This window comes from Phenylobacterium sp. T106, assembly GCF_057219735.1.
Window position 1 is genome coordinate 53984 of sequence record NZ_JBXVWA010000015.1, and the last position, 16459, is coordinate 70442.

The following is a 16459-nucleotide window of genomic DNA, read 5'->3' on the forward strand; positions in this document are numbered from 1 at the left end:
CCGGGCCCTATGGCGAGCACATGAGCTGGGCGCCCGCCTTCCTGTCCAATCCCGAGCGGTTCATGGCGTTCTCACGCTGGGCCGCCCCGCTGTTCGGCCTGATCGCCGTCGGCCTAGGGGTCTGGGGCCTGTGGCTGGGCTTCAACGTCCCCGACGACTACCAGCAGGGACAGACGGTGCGGATCATGTTCATCCACGTGCCGGCGGCGTGGATCTGCATGTTCATCTACGTCTGCCTGGCGGTGGCGAGCTTCCTGTCGCTGATCTTCCGCCACGCCCTGGCCGACGCGGCCGCCCAGGCCGCGGCTCCCCTGGGCGCCGCCTTCACCTTCCTGGCGCTCGTCACCGGAGCGCTCTGGGGCCGGCCCATGTGGGGCGCCTACTGGGTCTGGGACGCGCGCCTGACGTCGGTGCTGGTGCTGTTCCTCATCTACCTGGCCTACATCGCGCTTCGGGCGTCGCTCGACGACGAGACCAAGGCCAGCCGCGCGGCCGCGATCCTGGCGCTGGTCGGCGCCATCAACCTGCCGATCATCAAGTACAGCGTGGAATGGTGGAACACGCTGCACCAGGGCGCCTCGGTCTTCCGCGCCGACGGGCCCACCCTGGCGCCGGTCTTCCTCTGGCCGCTGCTCATCATGGGCGTGGCCTACCTGGCCGCCTTCGGCTCGCTCTGGCTCGTGCGCATCCGCGGCGAGGTCTGGAAGCGCCGCGCCGAGGCGGCGGCGATGCGGACGGCGAGGGGCTGACGTGTTCGACGCGAAGTACGCCGAGTTCATCATCCCCGCGTTCGCCGTCACCGCCGTGGTGTTCGCCGGAATGCTCTGGACGTCGCTGGCGCACGCGCGGCGCTGGCGGAAGCGCTTCGAGGAGCTGGACCGCAAGTGAGCCGCTGGCTCGCCGCCCTGCCGCTGGTGGCGCTGGTCGCCCTGGGCGGCCTCTTCTACTTCTACGCCCTGCGGCGCGATCCGCAGGTCCAGCCCAAGGCCCTGGTCGGCCGCGAGATGCCCGACCTGACGCTTCCCACGCTCGCCGAAGGCCAGCCCGTCCGCCTGCGGAGCGCCGTGCAGGGGCCCGCGCTGGTCAATTTCTACGCGTCCTGGTGCGCCCCCTGCGAGGTGGAGCATCCGGTGCTGATGGGGCTGAAGGGCCGCGGCGTGCGGGTGGTCGGCGTGGCCTACAAGGACGCGCCGTCGAATGCGCAGGCCTTCCTCACCCGCCTGGGCGACCCCTTCGCCGAGGTGCTCGTGGACCGCGCCGGCCGGGCCGGCGTCGAGTTCGGCGTCACCGGCGTGCCCGAGACCTACCTCGTGGGGGCGGACGGGAAGGTCATCGAGAAGCACACCGGGCCGCTCACCGAGGCCGACGCGACGCGGCTCGCGAACCGCGCGCGTTAACCGCGCGTTGAGGGACCGGCGGCAATGTCGCCGGACCCGTTAACCATGTTCGGCCAGCCCCGTGACCACCATTCGCCCGAACATCCTGCCGCCGTCGCACCAGGGCCCACAGCCCCAGGACCGCGACCGCATGGCCGCCCAGCGCGCGTTCTTCGCCCAGGCCATGGGCCAGGCGCAGGCGCCCGCCCCGTCGCCCGTCTCGGCGCCGGTCTCCTCGGGCGCGACGGTCGCGGCCGCCCGGACCGCCGCCTCGCCGTCCAGCGCCGAGGCGCCGCAGAAGATCCTGCGCCCAGGGTCCCTGATCGACATCCGCGTGTGACCGGTCGGACGGCTAAGGCTCGAAATTAACTAGAATTTATCTGGGAACACGGTTCGGGGCTGCGGGTTTAGCAGCATCATGGCCACCCAGCGCGACAGTCGGATTCGGCAGGAAGCCGCCGCCCTATGGCGCGAGCTCTACCAGGAGCCGCCGCCGGCCGCCGAGGGCGCCGACCTGCTCGACATGATCGTGGGCGGCCTGCCCGAGCCCTCCTATGACAGGATCTCGAACCCGCACCTGCGGCCGGCGAACATCAGCTTCCCGAAGCGCTGAGCGCCCTATTCGGTGGGCGGCGGCGGCAGGTCTTCCGTCTTCATGTAGCGCATCAGCAGCGGCACCTGGCTGAGTGTGAAGACGAGCGTCAGGATCATCAGGCCGGGGAAGCGGAACACCACCCAGACGGTGTCCGGCTGCGTGCGCCAGACCACCTCGTTGATCGCCGCGAGCGCGAAGAACATCCCCGCGTAGCGCAGGGTGAGCTGCCGCCACACCGGCTCGGGCATGGTAAAGGCGTCGCCCAGCACCAGCTTCAGCGGGTTCTTGCGCATGGCCAGGCCGACCAGCAGGGCGGCGCCGAACAGCCCGTTCATGATCGTGGGCTTGATCTTCAGAAAGCGCGCGTCGTCGAAGACCAGCGTGAGCCCGCCGAACAGCAGCGCCGCGCCGCCGGCGATGGCGGGGAAGGGCGCGATCCGCCGCTCCACGGCCAGGCCCACGGCCAGGGCCAGCGCCGAGCCGCCGACGAGCCACCAGCTCGCCTGCACGAGATTGCGGCCCGTGGCGAAGTAGGCGGCCAGGAAGATCGCCAGCGCCGAATAGTCGACGAACCAGCGCACCCAGTGCCTGCGGCTGGAATCGCTCATCTGATGGGCTCCGAAAGGCCCACGAGGCTGCGGGCGAAGGCGTGGGCGTCGAAGGGCTGCAGGTCGTCCACGCCCTCGCCGACGCCGATCAGCTTGATCGGGCTGTCCGACGCCTGGGCCACGGGCACCAGCACGCCGCCGCGGGCGGTGCCGTCCAGCTTGGTCATCACGATCCCCGACACGCCGATCTGGTTGCCGAAGATGTTCTCCTGGGCGAGCGCATTGCGGCCGACGGTGGCGTCCAGCACCAGCAGCGTCTCGTGCGGCGCGTCGGGATCGATCTTCTTGACCACCCGGATGATCTTGAGCAGCTCGTCCATCAGCCCCTGCTTGTTCTGCAGGCGTCCGGCGGTGTCGACGAGCACCACGTCGTAGCCCTCGTCCTTCGCCTTCTGCACGGCGTCGAACGTCAGTCCGGCGGCGTCCGATCCCGTGGGCCGGCCCATGAAGTCGGCCCCGGCCCGCTCGGCCCAGATCTTGAGCTGCTCGACGGCGGCGGCGCGGAAGGTGTCGCCGGCCACCACCAGCACCTTGGCGCCCTGGCGGACCAGGTCCGTGGCGATCTTGCCCAGGGTCGTGGTCTTCCCCGACCCGTTCACGCCGATGAACAGGACCACGTAGGGCCGCGGGCCGGCCAGCGGCTCGAAGCTGCCCGCGCGGGTCGCCAGCTCCTCGCCGATGGCCTTGCTCAGCGCCTCGCGGATCTCGGCCTCGTCGACGTCCTTGCCGAACTTCTCGGCGGCGAAGCGCTCGGTGATGCGGGCGGCGGAGTGCGGGCCGAGGTCGGCCTCGATCAGCATCTCCTCCAGCTCGTCGAGCTTGGCCTGGGTGAGCGGCTCCTTGGCGACGAACACCTGGGCGATCTGCTCGCCCATCTGCTTCGACGACTTCGTCAGGCCCTCGGTGAGCCTCTGGAACCAACCGCGTTTGGGTTCGGACATGGGGCGGGCTTCTAGCCGTCTCCGGCCGACCTGGAAACCGGGCGCGACGCGCCCTGCCGGCCGCTCGCCCTTCCCACCACCCTGGGAAGGGAAAGTGCAACCCGCACCCTCTTCCTTTCCCGCCTGCGGGAAAGGGGGACCGCTCGCCGAGCCCGCAGGGCGTAGAGCGAGAGGTGGAAAGGGTAAGCCCCAGGCGCTGTTATCGAGACACGCCCCCTGCCCGCCGCTCGCCCTTCCCACCACCCGCTCTCCGCTTCGCTCGGCGGGTGGTCCCCCCTTCCCGCTTGCGGGAAGGGAAGGTGAAACCCGCGCCCCCCTTCCTTTCCCGCTTGCGGGGAAAGGGGGACCGCTCGCCGAGCCCGCAGGGCGTAGAGCGAGGGGTGGAAAGGGTAAGCCCCAGGCGCTGCGGTCGAGACACGCGTTCTGCCCGCCGCTCGCCCTTCCCACCACCCTGGGAAGGGAAAGTGCAACCCGCACCCTCTTCCTTTCCCGCTTGCGGGAAAGGGGGACCGCTCGCCGAGCCCGAAGGGCGTAGAGCGAGGGGTGGAAAGGGTAAGCCTCAGTCCCCGCGTTCGAGACCCGCTCCCCTGCCGGCCGCTTGCCCTTCCCACCACCCGCTCTTCGGCGGGCGGTCCCCCCTTCCCGCAAGCGGGAAGGGAATTTGCTTTGCGGTGGATCGCGGTCGACCGCATCAAGGGGCGCATGGATCCGCTGGCGACCACGCTGATGGTGCTCGACTACGCCGCCGTGGCCGTGTTCGGCGCCTCGGGCGCGCTGGCGGCCGCCCGGCGCAAGCACGACATCATCACCTTCGGCTTCTTCGCCGCCGTCACCGGCGTGGGCGGCGGCACGCTGCGCGACCTCCTGATCGGCGCGCCCGTCTTCTGGGTGGCCAAGCCGGAGTACGTGGCGGTCTGCCTCGCCGCCGCGACCGCCGTCTGGGTGTTCGGCTGGGGCCGGCGGGGCGAGCGGATGCTGAACTGGCTCGATGCGCTGGGAATGGCGGCCTATTGCGTCGTGGGCGCCCTGAAGGCGCTGTCCCTGGGCGTGCCGGCCTTCTCGGCGGTGGTCATGGGCGTGCTCACGGCGGCGTTCGGCGGCGTCATCCGCGACGTCCTGGCCGAGGAGCCGTCGATCCTGCTGAAGCGCGAGCTCTACATCACCCCGGCGCTCCTGGGCGCGGGCGTCTTCGTCGGCCTGGACGCCATGGGCCTCGCGCCGGGAGTCGCGGGCGTGCTCGGCTTCCTCTGCGCCTTCGCGCTGCGGGCGGGCGCGATGCTGTTCGGCTGGCGGATGCCGGGCTTCCCCGGCCGCGGCCCGCCGCCCGACGCTGCGCCCTAGGGCCTGTCCGTCTGTTTCGACACCACGCCGGCGAAGGCCTCGGACGGGCTCTCGCCGGTCCTGGGATGGGTCCAGGGCGGCAGGTCGCCCAGGTGGTCCACGTACGAGAGCTTGGCCGGCCAGACCAGCTGGGTCGCCGGGGCCGCCGCCTCGGGGTCGTCCAGGGCGCCGATCGAGACGCCGACGCTGTCGCCCATCTCGAAACTGAGCGGCGTGCCGCAGGCCTCGCAGAAGCCGCGCTTCACGGCCTCGGAACTCTGGAAGTACTTCGGGGGCCCGGGGATCCAGCGGAACTCGAACACGTCCACGTACGGCCCGAAGAAGCCGCCCGTCGCCCGCTGGCACATGCGGCAGTGGCAGATGCTGGACCGTCCCAGCCGCCCCGCCTCGAACCGCACCGCGCCGCATTGGCATCCGCCGGTGAACGTCATGCCGCCTCCTCAGGTGTCGCGGTCAGGATGCTGCAGGCCGACGATGCTGGCCAGATGCGCGGCGGCCCGCGGCTCGTCGGGCGCGTGGGTCGGGAGGTCCGGGAGCCCGTCGACCCAGGGCAGCTTGGCGGGGCTGCCCAGCTGTTCGCCGGGCCGCGCGGCCGCGGGATCGTCCAGCGCGCCGATCATCACCGACGTGAGGCCCGCGGCGTGCTCCCAGGTCAGCGGCGTGCCGCAGGCCTCGCAGAACCCCCGCCAGACCTTGTTGGAGCTCTGGAAGCGCTTCCGCGCCCCGCGCGTCCATTCCAGCTCCTCGAGCGCGACATAGGGCCCGAACAGGCCGCCGGTGGCCTTCTGGCACATGCGGCAGTGGCAGATGCTGGCCTCGCCCAGACGCGCCCCGCGGAACCGGACGGCCCCGCACTGGCAGCCGCCGGTGATGCTCATGCCGGCGCCATGTGCAGCGTGCGTGCCAGCAGCCGCCGCTCGTCGCGCCCGGTGACGCGCAGGTCCACGATCCCGCCCACCGGCGCCTCGCCTTCGAAGGCGATCTCGGTGAAGTCCTCGGCGCGCGCGACGCCCGGGCGTTCGACCAGGCCCGACAGCGTCCGCCCGGCCTGCCGCGCCAGGTGGCGCGCCAGCCCCGCCGCACCTGCGCTCCGCAGCGCGGCCGCGCGCGCCTTGACGACGTCGCGCTTCACGGCCGGCATCCGGGCCGCCGGCGTGCCCGGCCTGGGGCTGAAGGGGAAGACGTGCAGGAAGGCCAGATCCGCCTCCTCCACCAGCTTCAGCGTGTTGGCGAACATCTCGTCCGTCTCGGTCGGGAAGCCCGCGATGAGGTCGGCGCCGAACGCCACGTCCGGCCGCACGGCGCGGACTTCGCGCACCAGCTTCAGCGCATCGGCGCGGCTGTGCCGGCGCTTCATCCGCTTCAGGATCATGTCGTCGCCGGCCTGCAGCGACAGGTGCAGGTAGGGCATCAGCCGCGGCTCCTCGGCGAGGCACCGCATCAGGTCGGGGTCGATCTCGGCGGCGTCGATCGACGAGAGGCGCAGGCGCGGCAGCTCGGGGACCAGCTTCAGGATCCGCGCCACGAGCTGGCCCAGGGTCGGCCGGCCGGGCAGGTCGGCGCCCCAGCTGGTCACGTCCACGCCCGTCAGCACCACCTCGCGATAGCCCTGGGCGGCCAGCTTCCGGACCTGCTCCACCACCTCGCCGGCGGGGGCCGAGCGGGAGTTCCCGCGGCCGTAGGGGATGATGCAGAAGGTGCAGCGGTGGTCGCAGCCGTTCTGCACCTCGACGTACGCCCGGGCCCGATCCTTCAGGCCGTCGATCAGGTGCCCGGCCGTCTCGCGCACGCTCATGATGTCGTTGACGCGCACGCGCGGGGGCTCGGCCCCGTCTGCCTGCGACAGCGGGGCGTAGGCGCCGGCCTGGCTCTTCTCGGCGTTGCCCAGCACGAGGTCGACCTCGGGCATGGCGGCGAAGGCGGCGGGGTCGATCTGCGCCGCGCAGCCGGTGACGATAAGCCGGGCGCCCGGCCGCTCGCGCCGCGCCTTGCGGATGGCCTGGCGGGCCTGCCGCACCGCCTCGCCCGTCACCGCGCAGGTGTTGAACACCACGGCGTCCGAAAGCCCGTCCTCGGCGGCGCGGGTGCGGATGACCTCGCTCTCGTAGGCGTTCAGCCGGCAGCCGAACGTGACGATATCGACGTCGCGGCTCACGGCAGCTCGCCCGTGAAGTCCACGGCCGCCGGGCCGGTCATGATCACGTGGCCGTCGTCGCGCCACTCGATGAAGAGCTCGCCGCCGTCCAGCTCGAGCGTGGCGTGGCGGCCCGTCAGGTCGCGCCGGGCGGCCGCCACCAGCGCCGCGCAGGCGCCCGTGCCGCAGGCCTGGGTGAGGCCGGCGCCGCGCTCCCACACGCGCAGGCGGATGCGGTCGCGCGCCCTGATCTCGGCGAAGCCCACGTTGACGTGCTGGGGGAACAGCGGATGCGTCTCCACGGCGGGCCCGGCTTCGGCCACCGGGGCCTGGGTGACCTCGGGCACGAAGAAGACCACGTGCGGGTTGCCCATCGACACGCAGCCGGGGGGCGCCATGAGGTCGGCGTGGTGGTACAGCGCCACCGGCAGGGCGGCGGTGTCGTGCGCCTCGGCCAGGGGGATCTCGCGCCAGTCCAGGCGGGGCTCGCCCATGTCGACGCTCACCAGGCGCTCGCCGGCCCGGGTGGCGACCAGGCGGCCCGCGGCGGTCTCCATCACCGCCTCGTCCTTGCCCGACGACTGCATCAGGAGCCAGCCCACGCAGCGGGTCCCGTTGCCGCAGGCGCCGACCTCCTCGCCGTCGGCGTTCCAGAACCGGACGCGCGCGTCGGCGCCCTCGGCCCTGTCGATGGCGATGAGCTGGTCGCAGCCGACGCCCGTCTCGCGGTTCGCGATGGCGCGCACCTCCTCGGCCGTCGGCTCGAACGGCGCGCTGCGGGTCTCGACCACGACGAAGTCGTTGCCGAGCCCGTTCATCTTCAGGAACGGGCGGCTCATGGGCCGGCTATATAGGCGAAACGCGCCGCGCGCGCACGAAACGCGCTCTGGCCGGCCTACGGTCGTGAGGCCCCGATGCGCGCAGAAGGCGCGGCCCGGTCTCCCTAGTTTCCCTCGCCCTCCGCGGCGCCGAACTCCGCCAGGATCTCTTCGGTATGCTCGCCGAGCTTGGGGGGGTGGCGGCGGATATTGCTGGGGGACTTCGAGAACTTCACCGGGGGCTTCATGAGGCGGTAGGCGCCGAGGTCCGGATGGTGGTGCTCCTGGAAGAAGCCCACGGCCGCGAGGTGCGGGTCGGCGTCCAGGTCCTCGAGGGTATTGGTCTTCACCACGGGGATCGACAGCGGCTTCAGGATATCCAGCCACTCCTGGGTGGTCTTGGTGGCGGCCGCCTGCTCGATCAGGCCGTAGAGCTCGCGGGTATGCTTCGCGCGGGTGGCGTAGTCGGCGAAGCGGGGGTCGTTCTTGACCTGCTCGCCGAAGCCGGCGGCGTCGAAGAACTGGTCCCACTGGCGGTCGGTGTAGGGCAGGAGGCCGATGTAGCCGTCCTTGGTCCTGAACGGCTTGCGGTTGGGGTTGATGACCCGCTGGTAGCCCCACTGGCCCGTGGGCGGCTGGAAGGTGTGGTCGTAGAGGTGCTCGACCAGCAGGAAGCTGGTGACGCACTCGAACATCGGCACCTCCACGAACTGGCCCTCGCCCGTGCGCTGGCGGTGGAAGAGCGCGGCGGTGACCGCCTGGGCGAAGAAGAGGCCCGAGACCTTGTCGGCCACCAGGGTGGGCAGGATGCGCGGGACAGGGTTGCCGTCGGTGCGCGGCAGGACGTCGGCGAGGCCGCTGGCCGACTGGATCAGGTCGTCATAGGCCGGCTCGCCCGCATAGGGGCCGTCCGAGCCGTAGCCGGCGGCGTGGACGAAGACGATGTCGGGCTTGATCGCGCAGACGTCCTCGTAGGCGAGGCCCAGGCGCTTCATGCCCTCGTAGCGGATCGAGGAGGTGAGCACGTCGCACGAGGCGATGAGGCGGTGGAGGGCCTTCTTCCCACGCTCGGTCTTCAGGTCGAGCAGGATCGAGCGCTTGTTGCGGTTGATGGTGAGGAAGATGGGGCCCAGGCCCTTGGGCGCGCCCTCGGGCAGGTGGCCCGCCCAGCGCATGATGTCGCCGCCGTCGCCGCGGCCCGAGCCGGGATCTTCCAGCTTGATCACGTCGGCGCCCTGGTCGGCGAGGATCTGGGTCCCGTAGGCGCCGTTCACCACGCTCGTGAGGTCGAGGATGCGGATGCCCGCGAGCGGGCCGGTCGGCTTCGCGCCCATCTGGCTGGTGGCCTTGCCGCTCGTCATCGGATCGTCCCTCACGCGTTTTCCAGCCTTTGGATCATCGCCCGCAGTTCGGCAACGATCGCCTCTTCCCGCGCCTCGAGCCGCGGCACGGCCGCCGCGACGCCGACGGCCGACATTCGGCCGAAGGGACCCTTGGGCAGGGCCGCGCCGATGATGCCGACGCCGGGGGAGATGGCGTTCTTCGAGAAAGCGTAGCCGCGGGCGCGCACCTCGCGGACCCGGGCCATCAGCTCGTCGCGCGTCTCGCCGCCCTCGCGGGTGGCGTTGATGCGGCGGCGCAGGCGCTCGATCTCGGCGTCGGCCTTGCCCGAGAGCAGCACGAGCCCCAGCCCCGAGCGGGCCAGCGGCCGCAACGTCCCGGGCTGGACGCGGGCCTGCAGCGGCTCGGCCGAATGGATCAGGTGGACGTACTGGGCGTGGAGGTCGCTTTGCACCGCCAGGATCACCGTCTCGCCGGTGCGCGCGGCCAGCGCCTCGAGCGCGGGCAACAGTTGGCCGTCGCCGAAGAGCGCGCCGGGCACCCAGGCGCCCAGGACGGCGATGCGCATGGTGGGGAAGTAGGTTCGGCGCTCGCGGTCGTAGTCGAGGTAGCCCAGAGCCACGAGGGACTTCAGCAGGGCCGACCCGGACGACGAGGGATAACCCAGGGCGTCGAGAATCTCCTTCAGCGCCAGCGGCCGGCGGTGGCGCGCGAAGACCTCGAGGATCTCCAGCGCCCGCTTGGCCGATTTCACCGCCTCGCTCATCCAGTCTCCCGGAGCAACCTTCCACGTATGTGGAAATGCTGTCCACATATGGGCGAATGCTCAGGAGCCTAGTATCCGTTCGCGCAGGCCTGTTCAATGGCCGCCAAGGACAAGAGGGAACCCCATGCACTTCGAGCTCTCGGAAGAGCACCGGATGCTGAAGGACCTGGTGGCGCGGTTCGTGAAGGACGAGCTGATGCCGCTGGAGGCCGGCGTCATGCAGCGCGAGGCCGAGGGCCAGGGTCTGGGGCTGTCGCCCGAGGACCACGCCCGGCTCGACGCGAAGGCGCACGAACTGGGGCTGTTCGGCCTGGACGCGCCCGAGGACGTGGGCGGCTCGGACCTGCCGATGCTGGCGATGGTGGGCGTGGAGGAGGAGATCGGGCGCTGCGTGACGCCCTACACCCTGCCGCCGGACAGCCCGAACCTGCGGATGCTGATGGCGACGGTGAACGACCGCCAGCGCGAAGCGTACCTGGCGCCCTACGTCGCCGGCAAGCTGAGCTCGGCCATCGGCATCTCCGAGCCCGGCGCAGGGTCGGACCCCGCGGGGATGACCACCTTCGCCCGGCGCGACGGCGACGACTGGGTGATCAACGGCCGGAAGATCTGGATCACGCGGGCGGCGGAGTCCGACTTCACCATCCTGATGGCGGTGACCGACAAGGAGAAGGGCGCCCGGGGCGGGATGAGCGCGTTCCTGGTCGACAAGGGCACGCCCGGCTTCAACATCCTGCGCCGCATCCCCATGCTGGGCGGGCAGTACAGCTACGAGATCGCCCTGGAGGACTGCCGGGTCGAGGGCTGGAAGCTGCTGGGCCAGGAGGGCGCCGGCTTCGCGCCGATGCAGGTGCGGCTGGGCACCCGCCGGATCCAGATGGCGGCGTGGTCGGTAGGCATGGCCCAGCGGGCGCTGGACATGGTCATCGAGTACGTCCCGCAGCGGAAGACGTTCGGCGTGCCGCTCTCGGAGCGCCAGGCGATCCAGTTCTGGGTGGCCGAGGCGGCGACCAAGATCCATGCGGCCCGGCTGATGACCTACGACTGCGCGTGGAAGCTGGACAACGGCCGCGACGTGCGGTCCGAGATCAGCATGATCAAGTGGTTCGCCACCGAGATGGCGTACGAGACCGTGGACCGCGCCATGCAGGCGTTCGGCGCCATGGGCATGACCAAGGAGCTGCCGCTGCAGCTCATGCAGGCCAAGCTGCGCACGATGCGCATCTACGACGGGCCCAGCGAGGTGCATAAGTGGGTCGTGGCCCGGAACCTCCTGGGCACGCGGAAATAGGGACGGGGGACCAGATGCAGACGCAATTCGGCGAGCACGTGTCGGTGGCGGTGGACGGCAACGTCGCCGTGGTGACCATCGACAAGCCCCCGCACAACCACGTCTCGGTCGAGCTGATGCGCGACCTGGCCGATGCGCTGGACGCCATCGACGGCGAGACGGCGCTGCGCTGCACGGTGCTGCAGGCGGAGGGCAAGAACTTCTGCGCCGGGGCCGACCTGGTGCGGCGCGAGGACCAGGGCGGGCTGGGCGCAGTGAACCCCCTGTACGACCAGGCGGTGCGGCTGTTCTCGGCGAAGAAGCCGATCGTGGCCGCCGTGCAGGGCGCGGCGGTGGGCGCGGGCCTGGGCCTGGCGGTGATGGCCGACTTCCGCGTCGCCTCGCCCGACGCCCGGTTCGCGGCCAACTTCGTGAAGCTGGGCTTCCACCCGGGCTTCGGGCTGACCCACACCCTGCCGCGGCTGGTGGGGCATTCGAAGGCCGAGCTGATGTGCCTGACCGGCCGCCGCGTGAAGGCCGAGGACGGACTGGCCTGGGGCCTCGTGGACGAGGTGGTCCCCCTGGAAGAGCTGCGGAGCGCCGCGCTGCGCCTGGCGAAGGAGATCGCCGAGAACGCGCCGCTGGCCATCGTCGCCACGCGCAAGACCATGCGCGGCGACCTGGCCGCCGCGGTGCGCGCCCAGACCGACAAGGAGGCCGCCGAACAGGGCTGGCTGCGCGACACCGCCGACTACGCCGAGGGCGTGCGCTCGGTGGCCGAGCGCCGGGTCGGGAACTTCGTCGGGCGATGAGGCAAGCGTTCGTCGCCGCGGCCCTGGCTCTCGCCCTGCCGTGGCCGGCCGGCGCGCAGGAGGCGGCCGAGTCGGTGACGGTGCGCACGCGGCCGGACGCGGTGGGCGACCTGTACCGCTTCCGCAGCGAGGCCAGGTACGCCGAGCGCAACGCCGACGGCGACGCCAGCCAGACCAACAGCCAGGCCTTCGACGTCGAGGTCCTGGGCGTTACGCCCGACGGGCTGAAGCTGCGCTACACCCTGCGCGAGGCGTCGCTGACGGATTCGTCCGGACCTTCCATGGAGACGGCGCTGAAGGCGCTGATCGGGGTCCCGCTCGAGTTCCGCCTGCGGCACGACGGGACGCTGGCGGGGCTGGACAACTGGGAAGCGTTCAAGACGCGCGTGCTGGCGGGGGTGGACTCGGCCCTGCCGCGGCTCGACACCATCCGCAACATCTACCATCAGCGCTTTGCGCAGGAGCCGCTGTACGCCGCGCAGGACATGGTGCTGGGCGACGTGCGGCTGATGGCGATCATGGAGCCGGTGGGCCCGACGCCGCTGGGCTCCAAGGTGGTGACCGACTTCCGCCGAAGCCCCCCGGGCCGGGCCCTGTCGGACGTGCGCGTGCTGAAGGCCGGCTGCACGGTGCGGGTGACGCGCGCGGCGGTGGGCGGCTCGACCGGGGTGCGCCAGGACTTCACCACCGACGCCGTGGTCTCGAGCCGCGACGGGCGCGTGATCACCCTGGCCCAGCGCCGCGTGGAGCGCGCCGGCGCCTCGTCGGTGGACGAGAGCGTCAACATCCGCCGCGTGAGCCCCGCCCCCGCCTGCTGAGGCCTCAGAGACGCTCGAGCAGCTCCAGCTGGCGGGCGGCGCCCAGGATCGCGGGATAGGGATGCAGCACCAGGTAGGTGGGCACGGTCTGCACGTAGTCGGAGAGGCGGCCCTTGTCCTCGAAACGCGCGCGGAAGGCGCCGCCGGCCAGGCGCTCGGCGATGCGCGGGGCGATGCCGCCGGAGACGAAGACCCCGCCTCGGGCGCCGAAGGTCAGGGCCAGGTCGCCCGCCACCGCGCCCAGGATGCCCACGAACCGGTCCAGGGCCGCCGACGCCAGCGGATCGCCGACCAGGCCCTCGCGGGTGACCATGGCCTCGTCCGCCAGCTCGGGCGCCTTGCCGGCCAGCTCGGCCAGGACGCAGTAGAGGTCGTAGAGGCCCTGGCCTGACAGCAGGCGTTCGATCGAGACCCGGCCGTACCGCGCGTCGAGCCGCTTCCAGACCTCCACCTCGACCTCGTCGGTCGGCGCGAAGGCGGCGTGCCCGCCCTCGGTGGCCAGCGCCACGTCGCCGCGGGCGCTGCGGGCCAGGGCCGCGACGCCGAAGCCCGTGCCGGCGCCCAGCGCCACCATCGGACAGTCCACGGGACCCTTCGCCAGGTTCGGGCCGAGGACGCGCAGGTCAGGCCCCTCGAGCAGCGGGCAGGCGATGGCCTGGGCGGCGAAGTCGTTGATCAGCCGGACCGCCTCGAACTCGAACTGCGCGAGCAGGTCGCCCTCGGAGACGACCCAGTCGAGGTTGGTGAACTCGATCTCGCCGTGCAGGACCGGCCCGGCGACGGCGATCACCGCCCGCGGCGGCCGTTTCCGGCCGACGGTGGTCTCGATGTACTCGGCCATGATGTCGGCGAGGCTGGCGTAGTCCTTGTTGGCGAAGCTGCGCGGGTTGCGGACGTGGCCCTGGGCGTCGACCACGGCGAAGCGCGCGTTCGTGCCCCCCACGTCGCCCACGATGCCGACATACTGGGGCTTCATGACGCCGCCGCCTCGAACAGCGCGCAGGCGCCGGTGTCGGCCGGACCCGCCGCGCGGCGCATCCAGCCGAACAGCTCGCGCCCGTAGCCCGGCGCGGACGGCGGCGCAGGCCCCGCCTCGCGGCCCATCAGCTCGCGGGGATCGAGGCGGATGTCGAGCACCCCGGCCTCGGCGTCGAGGCGGATGACGTCGCCCGTGCGCACGCGCGCGAGCGGCCCGCCCGCCGCGGCTTCGGGCGTGACGTGGATGGCGGCCGGCACCTTGCCGCTGGCGCCGCTCATCCGCCCGTCGGTGACCAGCGCCACCTTGAAGCCCTTGTCCTGCAGCACGCCCAGGACCGGCGTCAGCGAGTGCAGCTCGGGCATGCCGTTGGCCTGCGGTCCCTGGAACCGGACGACGGCCACGAAGTCGCGCTCGAGCTCGCCCCGGCGGTGCGCGGCGAGCAGCGCGTCCTGGTCGTCGAAGACGATGGCCGGCGCCTCGACCGTCCGATGCTCGGGCTTCACGGCCGAGGTCTTGATCACCCCGCGGCCGAGCGCGCCGGTCACGATGCGCAGCCCCCCCTCGCGCTGGAACGGGTCGTCGGCCGGCCGCAGGATGTCGCGGTCGAGGCTGGCCGGAGCGCCCTCGCGCCAGACGAGGCGGCCGGCGTCGAGGAAGGGCTCCTGCTGGTAGCGGCGCAGGCCCCGGCCGGCCACGGTCATGACGTCCTCGTGGGCGAGGCCGGCGTCGAGCAGCTGGCGGGTCACGAAGCTCATGCCGCCCGCGGCGTGGAAGGCGTTCACGTCCTCGCTGCCGTTCGGATAGACGCGCGCGATCAGCGGGGTGACGCGCGACAGGTCGTTGAAGTCCTCCCACGTGATCTGGACGCCCGCGGCGCGCGCCATGGCCAGGATGTGCAGGGTGTGGTTCGTCGAGCCCCCGGTGGCGAGCAGCCCGGCGACGGCGTTCACGAGGCTCTTCTCGTCGACCACCGCCGAGAACGGCGTGTAGTCGTTCGCGCCGTCGCGGATCTCGACGGCGCGGCGGGGCGCGGCGGCGGTGAGCGCGTCGCGCAGCGGCGTGTTCGGCGTGACGAAGGCCGCGCCCGGCAGGTGCAGGCCGGTCATCTCCATCATCATCTGGTTGGAGTTGGCGGTGCCGTAGAAGGTGCAGGTGCCGGGGCCGTGGTAGCTCTTCATCTCCGACGTCAGCAGCTCGTCGCGCGTGGCCTTGCCCTCGGCGTAGAGGCCGCGGACGCGGGCCTTCTCGGCGTTGGAGATTCCGCTGGTCATCGGGCCGCCGGGCACGAAGATCACCGGCAGGTGCCCGAACGAGGCCGCGCCGATGAAGAGGCCGGGCACGATCTTGTCGCAGATGCCCAGCATCAGGGCCGCGTCGAAAGCGTCGTGGGTCAGCGCCACGGCCGTCGCCATGGCGATCACGTCGCGCGAGAACAGCGACAGCTCCATGCCGGGCCGCCCCTGGGTGACGCCGTCGCACATGGCCGGGACGCCGCCCGCGTACTGCGCCGTGGCGCCGGCCTCGCGCGCCGCCTGGCGGATGATGTCGGGGAAGCGCTCGTAGGGCTGATGCGCCGAGAGCATGTCGTTGTAGGCCGAGACGATGGCCACGTTGGGCGCGGCTGGATTGCGCAGTCGCTGCTTGTCGTCGTCGGGCTGGGCGGCGAAGGCGTGGGCCCAGTTGGCGCAGGAGAGCTTGCCGCGCCCGGGGCCGGCCTCGCGGGCCGCGGCCATCCGGGCCAGGTAGTCGGCGCGGCTCTCGCGGCTGCGCTCGACGATGCGCTGCGTGACCTCGGCCGTGACGGGGTTCAGCGGAGCCATGGGCGTTCAACCTCCGTCGGGGGTCCAGAAGATGCGAACCGGCGCCTTCGCGCGCGAGAGGAGTCGGCCCACCGGCAGGTCGTCGCCGGCGAGCGCCCGCTCGACGACCCCGCGCTTAGTCTCTCCCGCGACCAGAAGGAAGATGGCCCGAGCGTGTCGCAGGGCCGATAGCGTGAGCGTGATGCGCGCGACCGGCGGCCGGCCCAGGCCGGCCGGCACGGACCGCAACGGGTCCGCCGTGGTCAGGGCGTCCTCCAGGCCGGGATCGCCCGGGATCAGCGAGGCCACGTGGCCGTCCTCGCCCATCCCCAGCATGACCGCGTCGAAGGGCGTGAGGGCCGCCACCGCCGCCGGCTCCGGCGCGGGCCAGAGGGGCAGGAACGTCGCCTCCGCGGCGGGACCGACGAGGAGGCGCTCGCGCACCAGCCGGGCGTTTGACACGGGATCGTCGGACGGCGCGCACCGTTCGTCGGACAGGGTCACCGCGATCCGGGTCCAGTCCAGCGGCGCGCCGGCCAGACGGTCGTAGATCGGCCCGGGCGAGCGGCCGCCGGTGGCCACGAGGGACGCGCGGCCGCGCGCCGTCACCGCCTCGGCCAGCGCGGCGGCGACCGCCTGCGCGGCGGCGTCGGCCAGAGCCGGGGCGTTCGGGAAGGTTTCGATCATGGATCCGCTCATAACGCGCAACCCGGCCGCGCGAGCCACTTTCAAGGCTAACCACGGAACACGCGGAACGACACGGAACAAGCTGGAGGCGCCCGCCGCCGGGCGCCCTTCCGCGTGCTTCCGCGCATTCTGTGGCTCTATCGGCTTGCGCCTGCGGCGCCGTCGCCGGGAGCC

General features: G+C 72.0%; 20 protein-coding genes. 9 read left to right on the top strand and 11 right to left on the bottom strand.

Annotated elements, in window-relative coordinates; genetic code table 11:
* The first annotated feature begins 20 nt into the window (after window positions 1-20).
* The 5 genes from ccmC to AC2D8W_RS21865 all read left to right on the top strand — a co-directional run bounded on the left by ccmC (window position 21) and on the right by AC2D8W_RS21865 (window position 1989).
* Entirely contained in the window at window positions 21-749 is a 729-nt protein-coding gene (gene ccmC, locus AC2D8W_RS21845) for a heme ABC transporter permease CcmC (protein ID WP_293479087.1), read from the top strand.
* Window position 750: 1 nt separating this feature from the next.
* Window positions 751-888 (top strand): heme exporter protein CcmD, encoded by a 138-nt coding sequence (gene ccmD / locus AC2D8W_RS21850; protein ID WP_293479089.1) that lies wholly within the window; start codon window positions 751-753, stop codon window positions 886-888.
* Complete coding sequence (locus AC2D8W_RS21855) at window positions 885-1397, top strand: DsbE family thiol:disulfide interchange protein (protein ID WP_484673306.1); 513 nt, start codon at window positions 885-887, stop codon at window positions 1395-1397. The genes ccmD and AC2D8W_RS21855 overlap by 4 nt, the downstream gene beginning before the upstream one ends.
* A gap of 61 nt (window positions 1398-1458) precedes the next feature.
* Window positions 1459-1716, top strand: coding sequence for a hypothetical protein (locus AC2D8W_RS21860; RefSeq protein WP_484673307.1), 258 nt, complete (start codon window positions 1459-1461; stop codon window positions 1714-1716).
* A gap of 78 nt (window positions 1717-1794) precedes the next feature.
* Entirely contained in the window at window positions 1795-1989 is a 195-nt protein-coding gene (locus AC2D8W_RS21865) for a hypothetical protein (RefSeq protein ID WP_484673308.1), read from the top strand.
* A gap of 5 nt (window positions 1990-1994) precedes the next feature.
* Here AC2D8W_RS21865 and AC2D8W_RS21870 read toward each other — a convergent pair whose 3' ends face one another.
* Together AC2D8W_RS21870 and ftsY are read right to left on the bottom strand one after the other, a co-directional pair.
* Window positions 1995-2579, bottom strand: a complete 585-nt coding sequence (locus AC2D8W_RS21870; protein ID WP_293479097.1) for an inner membrane-spanning protein YciB — start codon at window positions 2577-2579, stop codon at window positions 1995-1997.
* Window positions 2576-3520: a signal recognition particle-docking protein FtsY gene (gene ftsY / locus AC2D8W_RS21875; RefSeq protein WP_293479099.1), complete on the bottom strand. Its 945-nt coding sequence runs from the start codon at window positions 3518-3520 to the stop codon at window positions 2576-2578. Before ftsY ends, AC2D8W_RS21870 begins: the two co-directional genes overlap by 4 nt.
* Window positions 3521-4222: 702 nt before the next feature.
* Here ftsY and AC2D8W_RS21880 point away from each other — a divergent pair.
* Window positions 4223-4861, top strand: coding sequence for a trimeric intracellular cation channel family protein (locus AC2D8W_RS21880; RefSeq protein WP_484673325.1), 639 nt, complete (start codon window positions 4223-4225; stop codon window positions 4859-4861).
* Here the strand turns inward: AC2D8W_RS21880 and AC2D8W_RS21885 are convergent.
* The 6 genes from AC2D8W_RS21885 to AC2D8W_RS21910 form a co-directional block, all read right to left on the bottom strand.
* Window positions 4858-5292 carry a GFA family protein gene (locus AC2D8W_RS21885; RefSeq protein WP_484673309.1) on the bottom strand — a complete coding sequence of 145 codons (435 nt, stop codon included), beginning with the start codon at window positions 5290-5292 and terminating at the stop codon, window positions 4858-4860. The two genes, AC2D8W_RS21880 and AC2D8W_RS21885, sit on opposite strands and share 4 nt — an antisense overlap.
* Window positions 5293-5301: 9 nt before the next feature.
* On the bottom strand, window positions 5302-5739 hold the full coding sequence (locus AC2D8W_RS21890; protein ID WP_484673310.1) for a GFA family protein: 438 nt from the start codon (window positions 5737-5739) through the stop codon (window positions 5302-5304).
* Window positions 5736-7016, bottom strand: coding sequence for a tRNA (N(6)-L-threonylcarbamoyladenosine(37)-C(2))-methylthiotransferase MtaB (gene mtaB / locus AC2D8W_RS21895; protein WP_484673311.1), 1281 nt, complete (start codon window positions 7014-7016; stop codon window positions 5736-5738). The genes AC2D8W_RS21890 and mtaB overlap by 4 nt, the downstream gene beginning before the upstream one ends.
* Window positions 7013-7834 (bottom strand): diaminopimelate epimerase, encoded by an 822-nt coding sequence (gene dapF / locus AC2D8W_RS21900; protein WP_484673312.1) that lies wholly within the window; start codon window positions 7832-7834, stop codon window positions 7013-7015. Before dapF ends, mtaB begins: the two co-directional genes overlap by 4 nt.
* A 104-nt stretch (window positions 7835-7938) precedes the next feature.
* Window positions 7939-9174, bottom strand: a complete 1236-nt coding sequence (locus AC2D8W_RS21905; protein WP_484673313.1) for a CaiB/BaiF CoA transferase family protein — start codon at window positions 9172-9174, stop codon at window positions 7939-7941.
* Window positions 9175-9185: 11 nt separating this feature from the next.
* Entirely contained in the window at window positions 9186-9920 is a 735-nt protein-coding gene (locus tag AC2D8W_RS21910) for an IclR family transcriptional regulator (protein WP_484673314.1), read from the bottom strand.
* 124 nt (window positions 9921-10044) lie between these two features.
* Between AC2D8W_RS21910 and AC2D8W_RS21915 the strand changes: the two genes are divergently transcribed.
* Genes AC2D8W_RS21915 through AC2D8W_RS21925 form a run of 3 tightly spaced genes read left to right on the top strand, consistent with a single transcriptional unit; the run spans window position 10045 to window position 12820 of the window.
* On the top strand, window positions 10045-11211 hold the full coding sequence (locus tag AC2D8W_RS21915) for an acyl-CoA dehydrogenase family protein (RefSeq protein ID WP_484673315.1): 1167 nt from the start codon (window positions 10045-10047) through the stop codon (window positions 11209-11211).
* Window positions 11212-11225: 14 nt separating this feature from the next.
* Window positions 11226-12002 (top strand): enoyl-CoA hydratase/isomerase family protein, encoded by a 777-nt coding sequence (locus AC2D8W_RS21920; protein ID WP_293483475.1) that lies wholly within the window; start codon window positions 11226-11228, stop codon window positions 12000-12002.
* Window positions 11999-12820, top strand: a complete 822-nt coding sequence (locus tag AC2D8W_RS21925) for a hypothetical protein (RefSeq protein WP_484673316.1) — start codon at window positions 11999-12001, stop codon at window positions 12818-12820. The genes AC2D8W_RS21920 and AC2D8W_RS21925 overlap by 4 nt, the downstream gene beginning before the upstream one ends.
* A gap of 4 nt (window positions 12821-12824) precedes the next feature.
* On the opposite strand, the gene glk is transcribed toward AC2D8W_RS21925, so the two are convergent.
* The 3 genes from glk to pgl are packed head-to-tail and all read right to left on the bottom strand — an operon-like array spanning window position 12825 to window position 16285.
* Window positions 12825-13796, bottom strand: coding sequence for a glucokinase (glk, locus tag AC2D8W_RS21930; protein WP_484673317.1), 972 nt, complete (start codon window positions 13794-13796; stop codon window positions 12825-12827).
* Window positions 13793-15619, bottom strand: coding sequence for a phosphogluconate dehydratase (gene edd / locus AC2D8W_RS21935; protein ID WP_484673318.1), 1827 nt, complete (start codon window positions 15617-15619; stop codon window positions 13793-13795). The genes glk and edd overlap by 4 nt, the downstream gene beginning before the upstream one ends.
* Before the next feature lie 6 nt (window positions 15620-15625).
* The gene (pgl, locus tag AC2D8W_RS21940) at window positions 15626-16285 is read right to left on the bottom strand and encodes a 6-phosphogluconolactonase (RefSeq protein ID WP_484673319.1); all 660 of its coding nucleotides are present in this window, start codon (window positions 16283-16285) and stop codon (window positions 15626-15628) included.
* Window positions 16286-16459 lie beyond the last annotated feature (174 nt).

What these genes read in the sequence shown, in the direction of transcription:
- ccmC (WP_293479087.1), top strand. Translation starts at nt 21, where the DNA reads ATGAGCTGGGCGCCCGCCTTCCTGTCCAATCCCGAGCGGTTCATGGCG.
- AC2D8W_RS21865 (WP_484673308.1), top strand. Translation starts at nt 1,795, where the DNA reads ATGGCCACCCAGCGCGACAGTCGGATTCGGCAGGAAGCCGCCGCCCTA.
- AC2D8W_RS21870 (WP_293479097.1), bottom strand. Translation starts at nt 2,579, where the DNA reads ATGAGCGATTCCAGCCGCAGGCACTGGGTGCGCTGGTTCGTCGACTAT.
- ftsY (WP_293479099.1), bottom strand. Translation starts at nt 3,520, where the DNA reads ATGTCCGAACCCAAACGCGGTTGGTTCCAGAGGCTCACCGAGGGCCTG.
- AC2D8W_RS21880 (WP_484673325.1), top strand. Translation starts at nt 4,223, where the DNA reads ATGGATCCGCTGGCGACCACGCTGATGGTGCTCGACTACGCCGCCGTG.
- AC2D8W_RS21885 (WP_484673309.1), bottom strand. Translation starts at nt 5,292, where the DNA reads ATGACGTTCACCGGCGGATGCCAATGCGGCGCGGTGCGGTTCGAGGCG.
- AC2D8W_RS21890 (WP_484673310.1), bottom strand. Translation starts at nt 5,739, where the DNA reads ATGAGCATCACCGGCGGCTGCCAGTGCGGGGCCGTCCGGTTCCGCGGG.
- dapF (WP_484673312.1), bottom strand. Translation starts at nt 7,834, where the DNA reads ATGAGCCGCCCGTTCCTGAAGATGAACGGGCTCGGCAACGACTTCGTC.
- AC2D8W_RS21905 (WP_484673313.1), bottom strand. Translation starts at nt 9,174, where the DNA reads ATGACGAGCGGCAAGGCCACCAGCCAGATGGGCGCGAAGCCGACCGGC.
- AC2D8W_RS21910 (WP_484673314.1), bottom strand. Translation starts at nt 9,920, where the DNA reads ATGAGCGAGGCGGTGAAATCGGCCAAGCGGGCGCTGGAGATCCTCGAG.
- AC2D8W_RS21915 (WP_484673315.1), top strand. Translation starts at nt 10,045, where the DNA reads ATGCACTTCGAGCTCTCGGAAGAGCACCGGATGCTGAAGGACCTGGTG.
- AC2D8W_RS21920 (WP_293483475.1), top strand. Translation starts at nt 11,226, where the DNA reads ATGCAGACGCAATTCGGCGAGCACGTGTCGGTGGCGGTGGACGGCAAC.
- AC2D8W_RS21925 (WP_484673316.1), top strand. Translation starts at nt 11,999, where the DNA reads ATGAGGCAAGCGTTCGTCGCCGCGGCCCTGGCTCTCGCCCTGCCGTGG.
- glk (WP_484673317.1), bottom strand. Translation starts at nt 13,796, where the DNA reads ATGAAGCCCCAGTATGTCGGCATCGTGGGCGACGTGGGGGGCACGAAC.
- edd (WP_484673318.1), bottom strand. Translation starts at nt 15,619, where the DNA reads ATGGCTCCGCTGAACCCCGTCACGGCCGAGGTCACGCAGCGCATCGTC.
- pgl (WP_484673319.1), bottom strand. Translation starts at nt 16,285, where the DNA reads ATGATCGAAACCTTCCCGAACGCCCCGGCTCTGGCCGACGCCGCCGCG.